General features: G+C 70.9%; 12 protein-coding genes. 9 read left to right on the top strand and 3 right to left on the bottom strand.

Annotation, left to right across the window (positions count from 1 at the left end; all coding sequences use genetic code 11):
* Positions 1–230 precede the first annotated feature (230 nt).
* The 3 genes from ABZ883_RS33800 to ABZ883_RS33790 are packed head-to-tail and all read left to right on the top strand — an operon-like array spanning position 231 to position 3,227.
* A complete protein-coding gene (locus tag ABZ883_RS33800) occupies positions 231–1,280 on the top strand; it encodes a cytochrome P450 (protein ID WP_360913075.1) in 1,050 nt (349 codons plus the stop codon).
* Entirely contained in the window at positions 1,277–2,296 is a 1,020-nt protein-coding gene (locus ABZ883_RS33795) for a cupin domain-containing protein (protein WP_360913073.1), read from the top strand. The genes ABZ883_RS33800 and ABZ883_RS33795 overlap by 4 nt, the downstream gene beginning before the upstream one ends.
* Positions 2,297–2,345: 49 nt before the next feature.
* Positions 2,346–3,227 carry a GNAT family N-acetyltransferase gene (locus ABZ883_RS33790; RefSeq protein ID WP_360913071.1) on the top strand — a complete coding sequence of 294 codons (882 nt, stop codon included), beginning with the start codon at positions 2,346–2,348 and terminating at the stop codon, positions 3,225–3,227.
* Positions 3,228–3,319: 92 nt separating this feature from the next.
* Here ABZ883_RS33790 and ABZ883_RS33785 read toward each other — a convergent pair whose 3' ends face one another.
* Both ABZ883_RS33785 and ABZ883_RS33780 read right to left on the bottom strand, forming a co-directional pair.
* Positions 3,320–3,817 (bottom strand): hypothetical protein, encoded by a 498-nt coding sequence (locus ABZ883_RS33785; protein ID WP_360913069.1) that lies wholly within the window; start codon positions 3,815–3,817, stop codon positions 3,320–3,322.
* A gap of 319 nt (positions 3,818–4,136) precedes the next feature.
* Positions 4,137–5,351 carry an NAD(P)/FAD-dependent oxidoreductase gene (locus ABZ883_RS33780; RefSeq protein ID WP_360913067.1) on the bottom strand — a complete coding sequence of 405 codons (1,215 nt, stop codon included), beginning with the start codon at positions 5,349–5,351 and terminating at the stop codon, positions 4,137–4,139.
* Between the two features lie 64 nt (positions 5,352–5,415).
* Here ABZ883_RS33780 and ABZ883_RS33775 point away from each other — a divergent pair, with 64 nt between their 5' ends.
* The 5 genes from ABZ883_RS33775 to ABZ883_RS33755 all read left to right on the top strand — a co-directional run bounded on the left by ABZ883_RS33775 (position 5,416) and on the right by ABZ883_RS33755 (position 11,912).
* Positions 5,416–6,021 (top strand): PadR family transcriptional regulator, encoded by a 606-nt coding sequence (locus ABZ883_RS33775; RefSeq protein ID WP_360913065.1) that lies wholly within the window; start codon positions 5,416–5,418, stop codon positions 6,019–6,021.
* Between the two features lie 164 nt (positions 6,022–6,185).
* The gene (locus ABZ883_RS33770) at positions 6,186–6,905 is read left to right on the top strand and encodes an SDR family oxidoreductase (protein WP_360913063.1); all 720 of its coding nucleotides are present in this window, start codon (positions 6,186–6,188) and stop codon (positions 6,903–6,905) included.
* Positions 6,906–7,262: 357 nt separating this feature from the next.
* Entirely contained in the window at positions 7,263–9,746 is a 2,484-nt protein-coding gene (locus ABZ883_RS33765; protein WP_360913061.1) for a SpoIIE family protein phosphatase, read from the top strand.
* A 179-nt stretch (positions 9,747–9,925) separates the two neighbouring features.
* The gene (locus ABZ883_RS33760) at positions 9,926–11,083 is read left to right on the top strand and encodes a cytochrome P450 (RefSeq protein ID WP_360913059.1); all 1,158 of its coding nucleotides are present in this window, start codon (positions 9,926–9,928) and stop codon (positions 11,081–11,083) included.
* 175 nt (positions 11,084–11,258) lie between these two features.
* Positions 11,259–11,912, top strand: a complete 654-nt coding sequence (locus ABZ883_RS33755) for a class I SAM-dependent methyltransferase (protein WP_360913057.1) — start codon at positions 11,259–11,261, stop codon at positions 11,910–11,912.
* A gap of 54 nt (positions 11,913–11,966) precedes the next feature.
* Here ABZ883_RS33755 and ABZ883_RS33750 read toward each other — a convergent pair whose 3' ends face one another.
* The gene (locus tag ABZ883_RS33750; protein WP_360913055.1) at positions 11,967–12,485 is read right to left on the bottom strand and encodes a GNAT family protein; all 519 of its coding nucleotides are present in this window, start codon (positions 12,483–12,485) and stop codon (positions 11,967–11,969) included.
* Positions 12,486–12,708: 223 nt separating this feature from the next.
* Here ABZ883_RS33750 and ABZ883_RS33745 point away from each other — a divergent pair, with 223 nt between their 5' ends.
* Positions 12,709–13,482: an SDR family oxidoreductase gene (locus ABZ883_RS33745; RefSeq protein WP_360913053.1), complete on the top strand. Its 774-nt coding sequence runs from the start codon at positions 12,709–12,711 to the stop codon at positions 13,480–13,482.
* The last annotated feature ends 27 nt before the right edge of the window (positions 13,483–13,509 follow it).

Raw genomic sequence — 13,509 nt, 5'->3', positions numbered from 1 at the left:
TGATCCAGGCGATGGTGAAGAAGCTGAAGCCGGCCGAGAAGCTGGCGCGCAACGCGTGGCCCTACCACGTCATCTGATCCATCACCGCCGGTGGCGGGCCGATCCAGGGTTCGGCCCGACACCGGCGGCGCCATGTCGGGCCCCACTTTTGCCGACCGGCCCCGAGTTCTCTGCTTTTCGTGGGGAACGCATTCCCCTCGCCACCCCACCCACAAGGAAGCGGATTTCTCATGGAAGAAACGGTGACCACTGCGGCACGCGACCATGCGGTCGTGTACGCGCCGCAGATTCAGGAGCTGTTGGCGAGAAAAGAAAAGGTCTTCCGGATCGACGCGACGACGGTGGGCGTGTCGGACGTGCAGCTGATCGCCGCCGTCGTCGCCGCGCGGCCCGTACTGGCCCCGGAGCGCTCGGTGTTCAAGCCCGCCGCGGGCGCGGACATCGACCACGACAGCGCGACGCGGACGATCCGTGCCCTCGGGCAGGACGTCACCACGGCTCTCCAGGCCCCCGCTCCCCCGGCGCACCGGCTGTCCGGGCCGTGGCCCGACGCCGCCACCGCGTATCTGCGGCAATGGCTGTTCTCCTCGGACCCGCTGCCGGTCTCGCTGCTGTCCAAGCGCGGCGTCACCCGTTCCGACACGCTGTCCCGGATCGCCGACCGGGCCGTCACCGCCTGGCCGGGCGCCGACGGCGGAGGCACGGCGCTGGCCCGGCAGATCCGGACCGCGCCGAGCGTCCAGGACAAGCGGCAGGCCGTCGCGCTGTACCGCCGTGCCTCCGCCACGCTCAGCGACGGTGTCGCGGCGCTGGCGACGAACGCCCTGTGGCTCATGAACCGCGCGGACGCCGAGGAGGTCGCCCGGTGCGGCCGCACCGCGGTGCTGTGGGAGACCCTTCGCCTCCTGCCGCCCGCGTGGATGCTCTTCCGTACCGGCGGCGACGCCTATGCGGGGCTGCACCCCGCCATCGGCCCGCAGGACGACATCGCCCTCTTCCCACTGCTGATGCACCGCGACCCGGAGTACTGGACGGACCCGCTGGTGTTCCGGCCCCAGCGATGGTCAGGGGTGGACGAGCCCGAGCGGACCCCGGGGTTCATGCCCTTCGGCTTCGACGGTGCGCGCTGCTGGGCGCGGCACATGGTCGTGCCCCTGGCCGAACGGCTGCTGGACGTCGCCCTGGAGCAGGGGATCGCGATCCGCGGCGCACAGCGGGGAACGCACGTTCCGCTGCGCTCGCTGCTGTCCGTCAGGTTCGAGGCGGGTGCCGCCCTATGAGCACGCCCTCATCCACGCTGGCACGCTGGGTCGGCGACGTCGGGACGTTCACCAGGGAGCGGTGGCAGCGCGGGCCCGCGGTCTTCACGCCGCAGAACGTCGTAGCGCCTTTCGGCCTCGATGAGTTGGACGCCGCCTTCGACGGCGGGCTCCTGCGTACGCCGTACCTGGAGATGGTGCGCTCCGACAAGGTCGTCGTCCCGCCCGCCGCGTACACCGCGCCCCGCGTGGTGCACGGCGCGACGTACGACGGCTTCGCCGACCGGGCCAAGGTCCTCTCCCTGCTGCGCGACGGGGCGACACTGCTGCTGCGGCGCGTCGACCAGTGGCACCCCGCGACGGGCGAGCTGGTGGCCCGGCTGTCCGGGGAACTCGACCGCCGGGTCGAGGCGTTCTTCTTCGTCACCCCCCTCGGCGGTCAGGGGCTGGCGGTCCACCGGGACGATGCCGACGTGTTCGTCCTCCAGGTCGCCGGACGCAAGACCTGGTACGTCCACGACGCGCCGGCCGGGCCCGACTGGGCCCCCGGGGAACTCGCCGACGACGAGCACTCCCCACGGCTGCTCCGCGGCGTCCTGGCTCCCGGCGACGTGCTGTACGTACCGCGGGGCTTCGCCCACCGGGCCGTGGGAGCCGCCGGACTGTCGGCCCACCTGTCGCTCACCGTCCGCGACATCAGTCTGAGGGACCTGCGGTCGGCATTGGAGCGGCTGGTGACCGAGGGGCTCGATGTCCCGGCACTGCCGCTGGGCGAGACCGCGATAGCCGACGCCTGCGAGGCGCTGCTCGCCCACTACCGGGCCAGGCTCGGAGCCGTCAGCGCGCAGGACGTGCGCGCCGCGGCGCGGGCACAGCAGGCACTCCCCCTGACGGGAACCGCCGTGCACGCCGCGCCGGAAACCCTCGTCGAGGCGGCCCGCACCTGGGAGACCGCACCCGCGGAGACCCGGGTGGGCCTGGGATCCGTCGGCCGCACGTGGCGCAAGCTGCGGGACGCCGCGAACGCCGAACGCTGAAGCGCCGCCGGCCCACGCGCCGGCAGCCCCTCTCATCTCCGGAGACCCCATGCCCGTCCATGTCACCGCGCTCACCGACCCCCACGCGACCGCCACCAGTCACCGCCTGGTGTGGCTGGCCTCCGACGACGACGGCATGCCCCTCGGTACGGCCTTCCTGCGCCTGTTCACACGGACCGGGCAGGAGCAGCTCGCCGATCTGCAACTGCACGTCCACGCCCAGGAGCAGTGCGACGAGACCGGCATGCTCCTGCTGGACCCGGCCCTTTCCGCCGCCCGCAAGCACGGCCGTCGCCGCGTGATCAGCCACGTCAGAGCGGACTCCCGCAGCGAACGGCTGCTGACCGCCCGTGACTTCCGCAGGGTGCTCGCGCTGACCTCCGCCCGCCTGCGCCTCCCCGTGGCGGATCCCGCCGCCCTGACCCGCATCACCGAGGAGCCGCACCCGGGCTATCGCCTCGCGTCCTGGGACGGCATGGTCCCGGACCACTTGGCCGAGACGTTCGTCGCGTCACGCCACGCCATGAACGACACCCCCACCGGCGGGGTCGACTTCAGCGCCGCGCCGTGGAATCGCGAACGCGTGCGGGCCGCGGTCGACGCCGTGACCAAGCGCGGGGACGTGCTGCACACGGTCGTCGCGGTCCACGTGGCCGACGGAACGATCGCCGGCTTCACCGAACTCGCCGTTCCCGGCGACGGCAAGGGCGACGCGCGGCACTACGGAACCGCCGTCCTCCCCTCGCACCGCGGCCGCGGCCTGAGCCGGTGGATGAAGGCCGCCTCCATCCGCCACGCCGGCCTGCGGTACCCGCACCTCGGCGGCCTGCTGACCGACACGGCCGACACCAACCCGTACATCCGGCGCGTCAACGACCTGCTCGGGTACCGGGCCACGCACACGACGTACGAGTACCAACTCGACCTTTGATGAAGGCACCGCGAGGTCTACCCAGGGGCGGTACGAGATGAACGGGTCATTGTGGGCATACCGTTGACGTCAGGTCCCGCGCGCAAGGCGGATCAGGGGGTCACGGTGACAAAGGTGTCCGCGATGCGGTCGGCGTCGGTCGGGTGGGAGGCGATGGCGATGATGCGCCAGGTACCGGCGGCGTGACGCCGGACCTCGAAGTGGACTCCGAGACGCTCGATCTCGGTGTTGTCGGCAGTACGGCGCGACCAGATCACGTCGATCCCTGCGGAGTGCGAGCTGTAGGCGGTCACCCGGCTGTCGGGAACATCGGTGTGGGTGTATCCGGCAGCCCGCAACGGCTCCTGCTGCGAGGCAAGGTAGACCAGTACCGATTCCGGGTCGGGACACCAGTCGTACAGGGCGCGGGCCGGGTCGGGGTCGTCCCTTGAGACGCTGAGCGGAGGGACCCAGAAGTCCAGAACGACCCGGGGATCGGCGGACGGGTCCGCAGCCACGGCGGTCCATGCCGGGAGGTACTGGTGGAAGAACCAGTCACAGGCCTCCTCGGCCGCACGCGCCACGTTGTCCTTGTACTGCTGGAGGTCCACTTTCGTTCCCTCGCCTTCCTCGCACCCCGGGCACGAGCGTTGCCCGGGCCCGCGATTGCCCCGACGCCATTCTGACGAAACGTCAGACGATAGGAACCCGACCCGCCGACCCACACCGGGAGCGGCCGCCCCACCGGCCGCACGCCCGCGTCATCCCCTGGACGTCATCGTCAGTGCAGGCCGGCCCTCGGGGCGTGCGCGGGCATCCGGTGCGACGGCCCGTCGCCGGTTCACCGAGTGGACGAAGGCGAGGGCACGGCGCCGCGGCCCGGGGTGTCGGGGCCGGGGCGCCGCGCGGGCAGGCCCACGCCGTCCGGCGTCACGCCACCGGGGCGTGGAAGTCGATCGGGTACTGGAACTGCCAGGCGTTCTTCTCGGGCTTCATCAGCTTGAACATCGTCGGCAGCAGCGCGTCGCGGACCACCCGGCCGACCGGGCCCGCGGCCTTGCGGGCGTTGGTGCGGGCGGTCTCCTTGATGATGCGCTCGACCCGGGGCCGGCGCAGTTCCTCGTAGCGGGTCAGTGCCTGGGGGAGGGGCAGGTCGCGCAGGCAGCGGGCGAGTTCGACGGCGCTCTCCGCGGCGAGCGAGGCGCCCTGGCCGGAGCTGGAGGAGGGCGCGTGGGCCGCGTCGCCGGTGAGGACCATCCGGCCGCGGCTCCAGCGGACCGACTTCGGCATGTTCTCCGTGCTGCCGGCGAAGAGCATCGTCTTGGGGTCGGTGGCCGCGAGCAGCGGCCCGGCAGGGGTGGCGTCGCCGTCGCAGACCTCCGCCAGGTGCGCGAGCCAGTAGGCGCCGCCGCGCTCGCGCTGGTCGTTGACCGAGAGCGGTTGGGGCACCGGCAGGTTGATGAACCAGATGCCCGTGCCGTCGGCGAGGACCTGCCAGGCGAAGAAGCACCGCTTGCCGAAGGTCATGTGCATCCTGCCGTCGGTGGGCGCGAGCCCCGTGTCGGCGACCATCGCGCCGAACCCCGCGGTGCCCGCGAACTGCGGTGCGGAGGCGGCGGGGTCGATCAGGCGGCGGACCGTGGAGCGCAGTCCGTCCGCGCCGATCAGTACGTCCGCCCTCGCCGTGCCGCCGTCCTCGAAGTGCGCGGTGACGCCGTCGGCGTCCTCGGCCGCGTCGACGATGCGTTTGCCGTAGACGGTGGTCACGCCCCGCTCCTCGGCCGCTTCGCGCAGGGTGCGGAACAGTTCCGCGCGGATCACGAAGCGCGTGGGGTCGATTCCGGGCAGCGTGCCGAATTCGGCAAGCTTCTTGCCGTTCCAGCTCTGCAGCACGATGCCGTCCATCTCGGTGCTGACCGCGCGGATCGCGTCGCCCACGCCGATCGCGTCGAACGCCTGGAATCCGTTGGGCGCGAGGCCCATGCCGCCGCCGACCTCGTCGGCCGGGCCGTCGTACGCCTCGAAGACCGTTGCCTCGATGCCCGCCTGATGCAGCGCCATCGCGGTGACGGGGCCGGCGACACCGCCGCCGATGACCAGTGCGGAGCGGGCCTTGCCGTTCGTCGTGCCAGTCGAGTTCGTCATGGATCGATAGTTGCACTGCAACTAGTCGCTAGTCAACTAGTTCGACCGTGGGTAGCATCGAGCCATGAGTACAGCGCCCCGGAGTTCCCCCCTCGCCCTGACCGTCCTGGCCCTGCTGCACTACAAGCCGCTGCACCCCTACGGCGTCCAGCGCCTGCTGAAGGAGTGGGGCAAGGACCAGGTCGTCAACGTCGGCCAGCGCGCCGGCCTGTACCGGACCATGGACCGGCTGCTCGGCGCCGGACTGATCGCCGTCCGCGAGACCGGCCGGGACGCGCAGTACCCGGAGCGCACGGTCTACGAGGTCACCGACGCGGGCAGCGAGACGGCACACCGCTGGCTCGACGAGATGCTCTCCACACCGAAGCAGGAGTTCCCCGAGTTCCCCGCCGCACTGTCGCTGCTGATGATGCTGACGCCGCAGGCGCTCCGCGACGCCCTGAGCCGCCGCGCCGAGGCCCTGGAGGCGGCCGTCGCCCGGTACGAAGCGGACCTCGCCCGGGAGGCGGACAGCGGGCTGCCGCGGATCGCGACGCTGGAGCTGGGGTACGTGCACACGATGGCGGCCGCGGAACTGGCATGGGTCCGCGGTGTGCTGGCCGATTTCGCGGACGGACGCCTGGACTGGTCACCCGAGGAACTGCTCGCGCACGCGGGCGAGGACGGGTGACCCCGGCCGTCAGTGGGACGGCGGGGCGGCGTCCCGATCACCTACGATCGGCAGTCAGCAAACCCGATATACGCCTCACAGTGTGATGAACGGCGCTCTCGGGAGGCGACGCCACCGCCGGTCCGCGATCGAGCTGCGGACCGGCGCAGCAAAGGAGTGACTCCATGACCCGCAGGCGTTTTTTCATCACGGGCGCTTCCAAAGGCATCGGCCGGGCCCTCGCCGAGCAGCTGGCCGAAGAGGGCCACACCCCGGTGGGCATCGCCCGCAGCGCACCGAGCTCCTTTCCCGGCGAGTTCCACGCGGCGGACCTCGCCGACCGCGCGGTCACCGATCGGGTCCTGGCGGAGGTGCTGGGTACGGGACCGGTCGACGGCGTGGTCAACAACGTGGCCGCGGTGCGGCCCGCGCCCATCGGGAAGGTCGAGCTGCCCGACCTCGACGCGGTGCTCGACCTGAATGTGCGCACCGCGGTCCAGATCGTGCAGGCCGCCCTTCCCGGGATGATCGAACGGTCGTGGGGCCGCGTCGTCAACATCACCAGCCTGGTCACCCTGGGCCTGCCCGACCGCACCTCGTACGGTGCGGCCAAGGGCGCGATGGAGTTCCTGACGCGAGGGTGGGCCGGCGAGCTGGCCGCGCGCGGGATCACCGTGAACGCCGTCGCGCCCGGCCCCACCGAGACCGAGCTGTTCCAGGAGACCAACCCGCCCGGGTCGGTCTCGGCCGCCCGCTACCTGGCGACCGTGCCCATGGGGCGGCTGGGGCGCCCGGAGGAGCTCGCGGCCGCGATCGCCTTCCTGCTCTCCGAGAGGGCGGGCTTCGTCACCGGCCAGATCCTGCGCGTCGACGGCGGTGCCAGTCTCGGGCGCAATCGCGCCTGAGAACGGCCGCGGCCGGGGCACTGGAGCCGCCCGCGGCGGCGTACAGCTGCCAGGCGGCGACCGGCGCGCCGAGGCCGTCGGGAATGCGTCCGGGGACATCCTTGATCAGCCCCGCGGCGCAGGCGAAGCCGGTCGCCGCGGCGCAGCCGAGCACGGCCGCCCGGGCCGCACGGCGCGCGCCCGGCGAGCCACAGGACGGCCGCCCGCACGGCCGGCGGTGGGCGGGCTCCGCTCAAGGGTGCGGCACCCGCCCCGGCGCTGTCACAGAACCGGCCGCTCCCCGGTCTTTCGGTGCAAAGGCGGACAACCCTCCGCCGTCATACCGCCGACTCCCCAGACCTCCGAGGGCAGCACTCGATGACCATGATGAGCAGCCGCGACGCAGTGACACTCGGTAAGCAGTTGAGCGCGTCCGACGACTTCGACACGGCCATCGCGCTGCTCGACGAGCAAGGGACAGTCGCCGCATGGACCCACCCCGCCGAACAGCTCGTCGGGTACTCCGCCGGGGACGTCGTCGGCCGGTCCGCGGCACTCGTCCTGCCGTCCTTCACGGAAGCGACGACGACCGCGGCCTTCGTCGAGCGCTGCCGTGCCGAGAACGGCTGGTCAGGGACGACGGCGGTGCGCCATCGGGACGGCCGTGTGCTCGACGTCAGCGTGCGGATCACGATGGTGCGCGGACAAAAGGGGACAGCGCGGTGGCTCGCGTCCATGACCGAGACCGTGCCGTTGTCCGGCGACGCCGTGGACGGAACGGTGCGCGGGCCGCTGCTGGCCCGCGCACCGATCGCTGTCGGTATTCGCGACCGTCACCTGCGCTGCACCTACGTGAACGACGTCGCCGAGAGCCACGACGGAGTCTCCCCCGGCCGGCGGCTCGGACGCCGGTTCACCGAAGCCATGCCCGGTGCCAATGCCGAGGCGATCGAGGCGGTGATGCGGCAGGTCGTCCAGGGCAGCGACGCCAGGATCCACGAGTACCGGACATGGGAGGAGACCCGCGAGGGCTCGGGCTCCCAGTACGCGGCCTCGTTCCAGTGCCTCCAGGGCGCCGACGGCGAATCGCTGGGGCTGTGTGTGATCAGCGCCGACGTCGCCGCGAGCCGGCAGATCCGCGACCGGCTCGCCGTCCTCAGCCGGGCCAGCGCGCGACTGGGCAGCACCCTCGACGCGATGCAGGCGGGTCAGGAGCTGGCCGACCTCTCCGTGCCGCTGCTCGCCGACTACGTCGCCGTGGACCTGGAGCACTCGGTCTCGTTCGGGGAGGATCCCCCGGTCGGCGTCGCCCCGGTCGGCAAGCTGCCCACATTCCGGCGGGCAGGGCTGGCTTCCCTGGCCCACGGCGTACCGGAATCCCCTTGGGCGCGAGGCGAGTTGATCGAGCTGACGGCCGATTCGCCCTTCACCGCGGCCGTGCGCGCCGGGAAGTCGCACATACAACCGGTCCTGGCCACCGCTGCCGGCACATGGTCCGACGCCGTGCCGGACCTGGCTCACGGAGTCCGCGACCACGGTATGCACTCGATCATGGTCGTGCCCATCCAGGGCCGGCACACCCTGCTGGGCGTGGCACTGTTCGTCCGCACGACGGATCCCGCGCCCTTCGACCATGTCGATCTGCTGCTGGCCGAGGAACTCGTCGGCCGGACCGCCCGGACGCTGGACGCCGCCCGTCGGTACGCCAGCCGGCACACCCTCGCCCTCACGCTCCAACGCCACCTGCTGCCGCGCCACTTGGCGGGTGGCACGGCGGTCGACGTGGCGTCGCGCTACCTGCCCGCGGACATCGAGCACGGTGTCGGTGGCGACTGGTTCGACGTGATCCCGCTGTCGGGCGCCCGGGTGGCGCTGGTTGTCGGCGACGTGGTGGGGCACGGTCTCCAGGCCGCGGCGGCCATGGGCCGGCTCCGTACCGCCGTCCACACCCTCGCCGGCATGGAACTGCCGCCGGAGGAACTGCTGGCCCACCTCGACGACACGGTCCAGCGGCTGACCGAGCAGGACGGCGATTTCGTGGACGGGGCCACCCCGGTGGGGGGCGTCGCCACCTGCCTGTACGCCGTCTACGACCCGTCCACCCGCCGCTGCACCATGGCATCGGCGGGACACCCCCCGCCAGTGGTCGTCGACCCGCAGGGGCGCTTCTCCTATCCCGACCTGCCCACCGGAGCGCCTTTGGGCGTCGGTCTGGGCGACCCCTTCGAGTCGGTGGAGCTGGAACTGGAGGAGGGAAGTCTCCTCGCCCTGTACACCGACGGCCTGATCGAAGCCCGCGGCCACGACATCGACGAGGGCATGCACCGGCTCGGCACCGCTCTCGCGCAACCGGGCCGAACCCTGGAGGACCTCTGCGACACCGCGACGCGGAGCGTGCCCGGCCGGACGCCGGGCGACGACGTCACGCTCCTCCTCGTCAGGACCGGTTCGCTCAGCCCGAGCCGGGTGCTTTCCACGGCGCTGCCCAGTGACCAGTCGGCCGTGCGCAGCGCCCGCGACCTGGCGGCACGTCAACTGGCGGAATGGGGCTTGGGGGATCTCGAGGACGCGACGAAACTGATCGTCAGCGAGCTCGTCACCAACGCGATTCGCCACACCACCGGGCACATCGAGCTGAGGCTCATCCAGCACCAGGTCCTGACCTGCGAGGTGTCCGACGCCGGTCCGTGCATCCCGCGCCCGCGCCAGGCACGCACCATGGACGAGCACGGCCGCGGCCTGTCCCTCGTCACCAGCCTGTCCCGCAAGTGGGGCTCCCGCCCCGTCCCCGGCGGCAAGGTGGTCTGGGTCGACCAGGACCTCCCCGTCCCCGACGCACGGCAGGCGGGTCTCGGCTGCTGACGGGGCTTTGGAGCCACTGATGTATTTGCTTTCCCCAACAGAGGAAGTAAATTCGGGCAGTTTTGCCGAAATGCGAAGGGATTGATAGAAGAGTAGTCTTTTTCGACGGCGCCAACACCGTGGATACACAGTGCGTTGCGACAGTCACCGCTCGCAAGATCCGTCGAGAGGGGCCCTGGATGAGCATGACGGAGATGCTCAGGTTCCGACGCGATCCGTTGGGGTATATCGAGGAATTCTCTCACCGCAGTCCATCGGGAGTGTTCCGTCTCCCATGGGGCACCTGGTGTGTGGGCGATTCGGACCTGGCGCTCCTGGTGCTCCGCGACCCGGTCTTCAACGCGGAGAGGTCCACCTTCTTCGGGGACCTGCTGCCCTCGAGGTCAGCCCAGACCGAGTTCGGCCGCGCCGTACGAAAACTGATGCGGGCGCGTTTGCCCGAATACCGGGAGAACGTGGCCAGGGCCGTGGCGGGACTGCCCGAGACCAGTCATTGGCCGGCAGCCGGAACCAGGTTGGCGTACCAGTGCACTGCGGACATGCTCCTGCACCCTCATGTCTCACCACCGTTGCACCGGTTGATGGATCAAGCCGTACGCGTCGGCATATTGCTGCGCGCGCCCCGCCTGACGCAACGGGCACGGGTGGAACTGCTGCGTCCGAAGCTGAAGCGGGCCTTGACCGAGCACGTGACGCTTCGCCGGGAAGAGGGCATCCGCGCCGACGAACCGCGCGACCTGCTGGACACGGCGATCGGCGCATGCCCCACCGAAGTCACCAGCCGCGCCCTGGCCGAGCTGTACTTGCAGATGTACTCGGCAATCGTCGAGACCGTCGGCCACGCGGTGGCGTGGTCACTGCTGCTGGCCTGCCTCCACAACACACCGGGTTACCCGTCGCCATGGCCCGCCGACTGGATCGCCCGCGAGGCCGCACGACATCGTCCGGTCGTCTGGATGGTCGGCCGCCCGGTCCCCCACCCCATCGAATTCGGTGGGATCCCCTTCCAGACCGGCACGGTCCTGTCTGTCAGCCCCTACCTCTTGCACCATGACAAAAGCCGCTGGGCCCAGCCCGACATGTTCCGACCGCAACGCTGGGCCGAAACAGACGAACACGGCCCCTACCTGCCCTACAGCGCCGGCCCGTTCATCTGCGCCGGAGCGGCGGTCGCGCACACCATGATCGTCGACACAGTGACCGCCCTCATGAGCGACGCGCATCTCACCGTCGCAGGCGGCAACTTGTCCCCGTTCGTGACCAACGCCGCGATCTGCCGCCCCTTCGCCCTCCACCGAACCACCAAGGCCCCGGCTCACACGCTCGAAAGGAGGTGAACAACCATGATCGCTGCTCTCCGGCGCATCATCAGGAACACCCCCGTCTCCAACTGGGACCCGTCGTGGGGGTGACCTGGCCGAGTGGCCTGCACGTCGAACGAAAGCGCGTGCAGGCCACTCGCCTTGTGCTGGGCCAACTCGCCGGATCTCGCGCTGGTCTAGGGTCGGCCGCATGGCTGAGCCCACCTATCTGACCGCCGTCCGCGCGTCGTACGACACGGTCGCCGCCGCTTACGGCGAACGCGTGCCGCCTCCGGGCGCGATGGACCCGCTGTCGCGCGCGATGCTGGCGGGGTTCGCCGAACTCGTACGGACGGCCGCTCTGGGGCCGGTCGCGGACCTGGGATGCGGGCCCGGCCGTGTGACGGCGCACCTGGCCGGGCTGGGAGTGTCCGCCTTCGGCGTCGATCTGTCACCGAAGATGATCGAGCTGGCCCGCCACGCCTATCCGGACCTGCGGTTCACCGAGGGCTCGATGACCGCCCTGGAGACGGGGGACGACGAGCTCGGCGGCATCCTGGCCTGGTACTCCACCCACCACACGCCTCCGCAGTGGCTCCCGGCGGTGTTCGCCGAGTTCCACCGCACGCTCGCGCCCGGTGGCCACCTGCTCTGGGGAGACTACGTCGGCGATGAGCTGCTGCGGCGGACCCACGGTTACGGCCATCCCGTGTCCTTCGAGTCGCATCTGCTGCCCCTGAACCACATGACCGGCCTGCTGGAACAGGCCGGACTCGTCGTCACCGCGAAACTGGAACAGGAGCCCGGCGGACGGGTGAACAGACCGCACGCCTGCCTCCTGGCCCGCAAGCCGGAAAAGCCCTGACGGGCCCGTTCCGGCGGCGAGGAAGGCGTGGGGGGCCGGCCAGGGTCACCCACTTCACACGGCCTTTCCCCAACCGGTGGGGTGCACCAGGTCGCGCTGGTACCAGGTGCCCGCCTTGCCGCCGAGGTGGGCCGGGTCGACGGGGCCGACGGGGACGAACCCCGCTTTGCTCAACACCGCTTGAGACGCGGCATTCTGGAGGACGGTGGCCGCTCGCAGTGTGCGCAACCCGTACTCGGCCGCCGCCAGTTGGCACAGTTCCCGGACGGTCGTGGTCGCCACGCCCCGGCCCGCGATGTGCTGCGCGACCCGGTAGCCGAGTTCCGCGGTGCGGTCCTCGATGTCGACCAGGTTGAACCTGCCGAGCACCGAGCCGTCCTCGGCGGCGAGCACGTGGAAGGCGCAGATGCCGGCCTCCTGCTCGGCCAGCAACGCGTTGAACCGGTCGGTGAACCGGTCGAAGAAGTCGTCGCCGCGGTCGGGGACCGAGGCAGCGAAGTAGGCGCGGTTCGCCAGCTCGAAGGCGAGGACCGCCGGGGCATGGCGGGCATGCAACCGCTGCAACTCGGGCATTGCCCGACCCTACCCGGGTGGTGCGCCGAGGCCACCCGGTTTTCTCCCGCCGCAGACAGCCTCACGGCCCCCGCACAATTCCGCCGCCAAGATGCGCGTCCGAGGCATGCGTACCTACGATCGAAGAAGGGCACGTGGGGGGTCGCTGACCAGGTCCGATGTCACCTCTCACAGGACCCCGTACCCCGGCGGACGGCCGGCGCGGGGCCGGCAGGGAAGGCCGATGATGATCGACTTGCATGGCCGCAGCGCCTTGGTCACGGGATCGACCTCGGGAATCGGTGAGGCCATCGCCCGGAAGCTCGGCGATGCCGGAGCCGATGTGGTGGTCAACGGGCGCAAGGCCGACCGGGTGGACGAGGTGGCGAAGGACCTGGGCGCCCGTGGCATCACCGGGGATGTCGGCACCGCACAGGGGGTCGCGGATCTGCTGGATCAGCTGCCGGACGTCGACATTCTCGTGAACAGCGCCGGCGTCTTCGGCACCACGCCCGTATTCGAGATCGAGGACGACGACTGGCTGCGGCTGTTCGAAGTCAATGTGCTTTCCGGTGTACGGCTGACGCGGCATTACGCGCCGCGGATGGTGGCCCGGGGCTGGGGTCGTGTCATTTTCGTGAGCAGCGAGGCGGGGGTGCAGACCCCGACGGAGATGGTGCACTACGGCGTGACGAAGTCCGCGCAATTGGCGTTGTCGCGGGGCACCGCTCAGGAGGTTGCCGGGACCGGTGTCACGGTGAACTGCGTGCTTCCGGGGCCGACCCTGACCAGGGGGGTGGAGTCGATGCTGGCGCAGCTGTATCCGGATCTGTCCGACGAGGACCGCGAGCGCCGGTACGTGGCCGGTGGCCGGGCGTCGACGTCCCTGCTCAAGCGTTTGATACGTCCTGAGGAGATAGCCAGCCTCGTCACCTACGTGGCGTCTGACGAAGCGTCGGCCACCACTGGGGCCGCCTTGAGCGTGGACGGCGGTCTGGTGCCCACCATTTTCCCCTGAATATTCCCCCTGACCTGCGCGGTCGAA

The sequence above is a fragment of the Streptomyces sp. NPDC046977 genome (assembly GCF_040644455.1).
Taxonomy (GTDB): Bacteria; Actinomycetota; Actinomycetes; order Streptomycetales; family Streptomycetaceae; genus Actinacidiphila.
The sequence above is the reverse complement of the archived record's forward strand: the minus strand, read 5'-3'. Positions and strand labels throughout refer to the sequence as shown.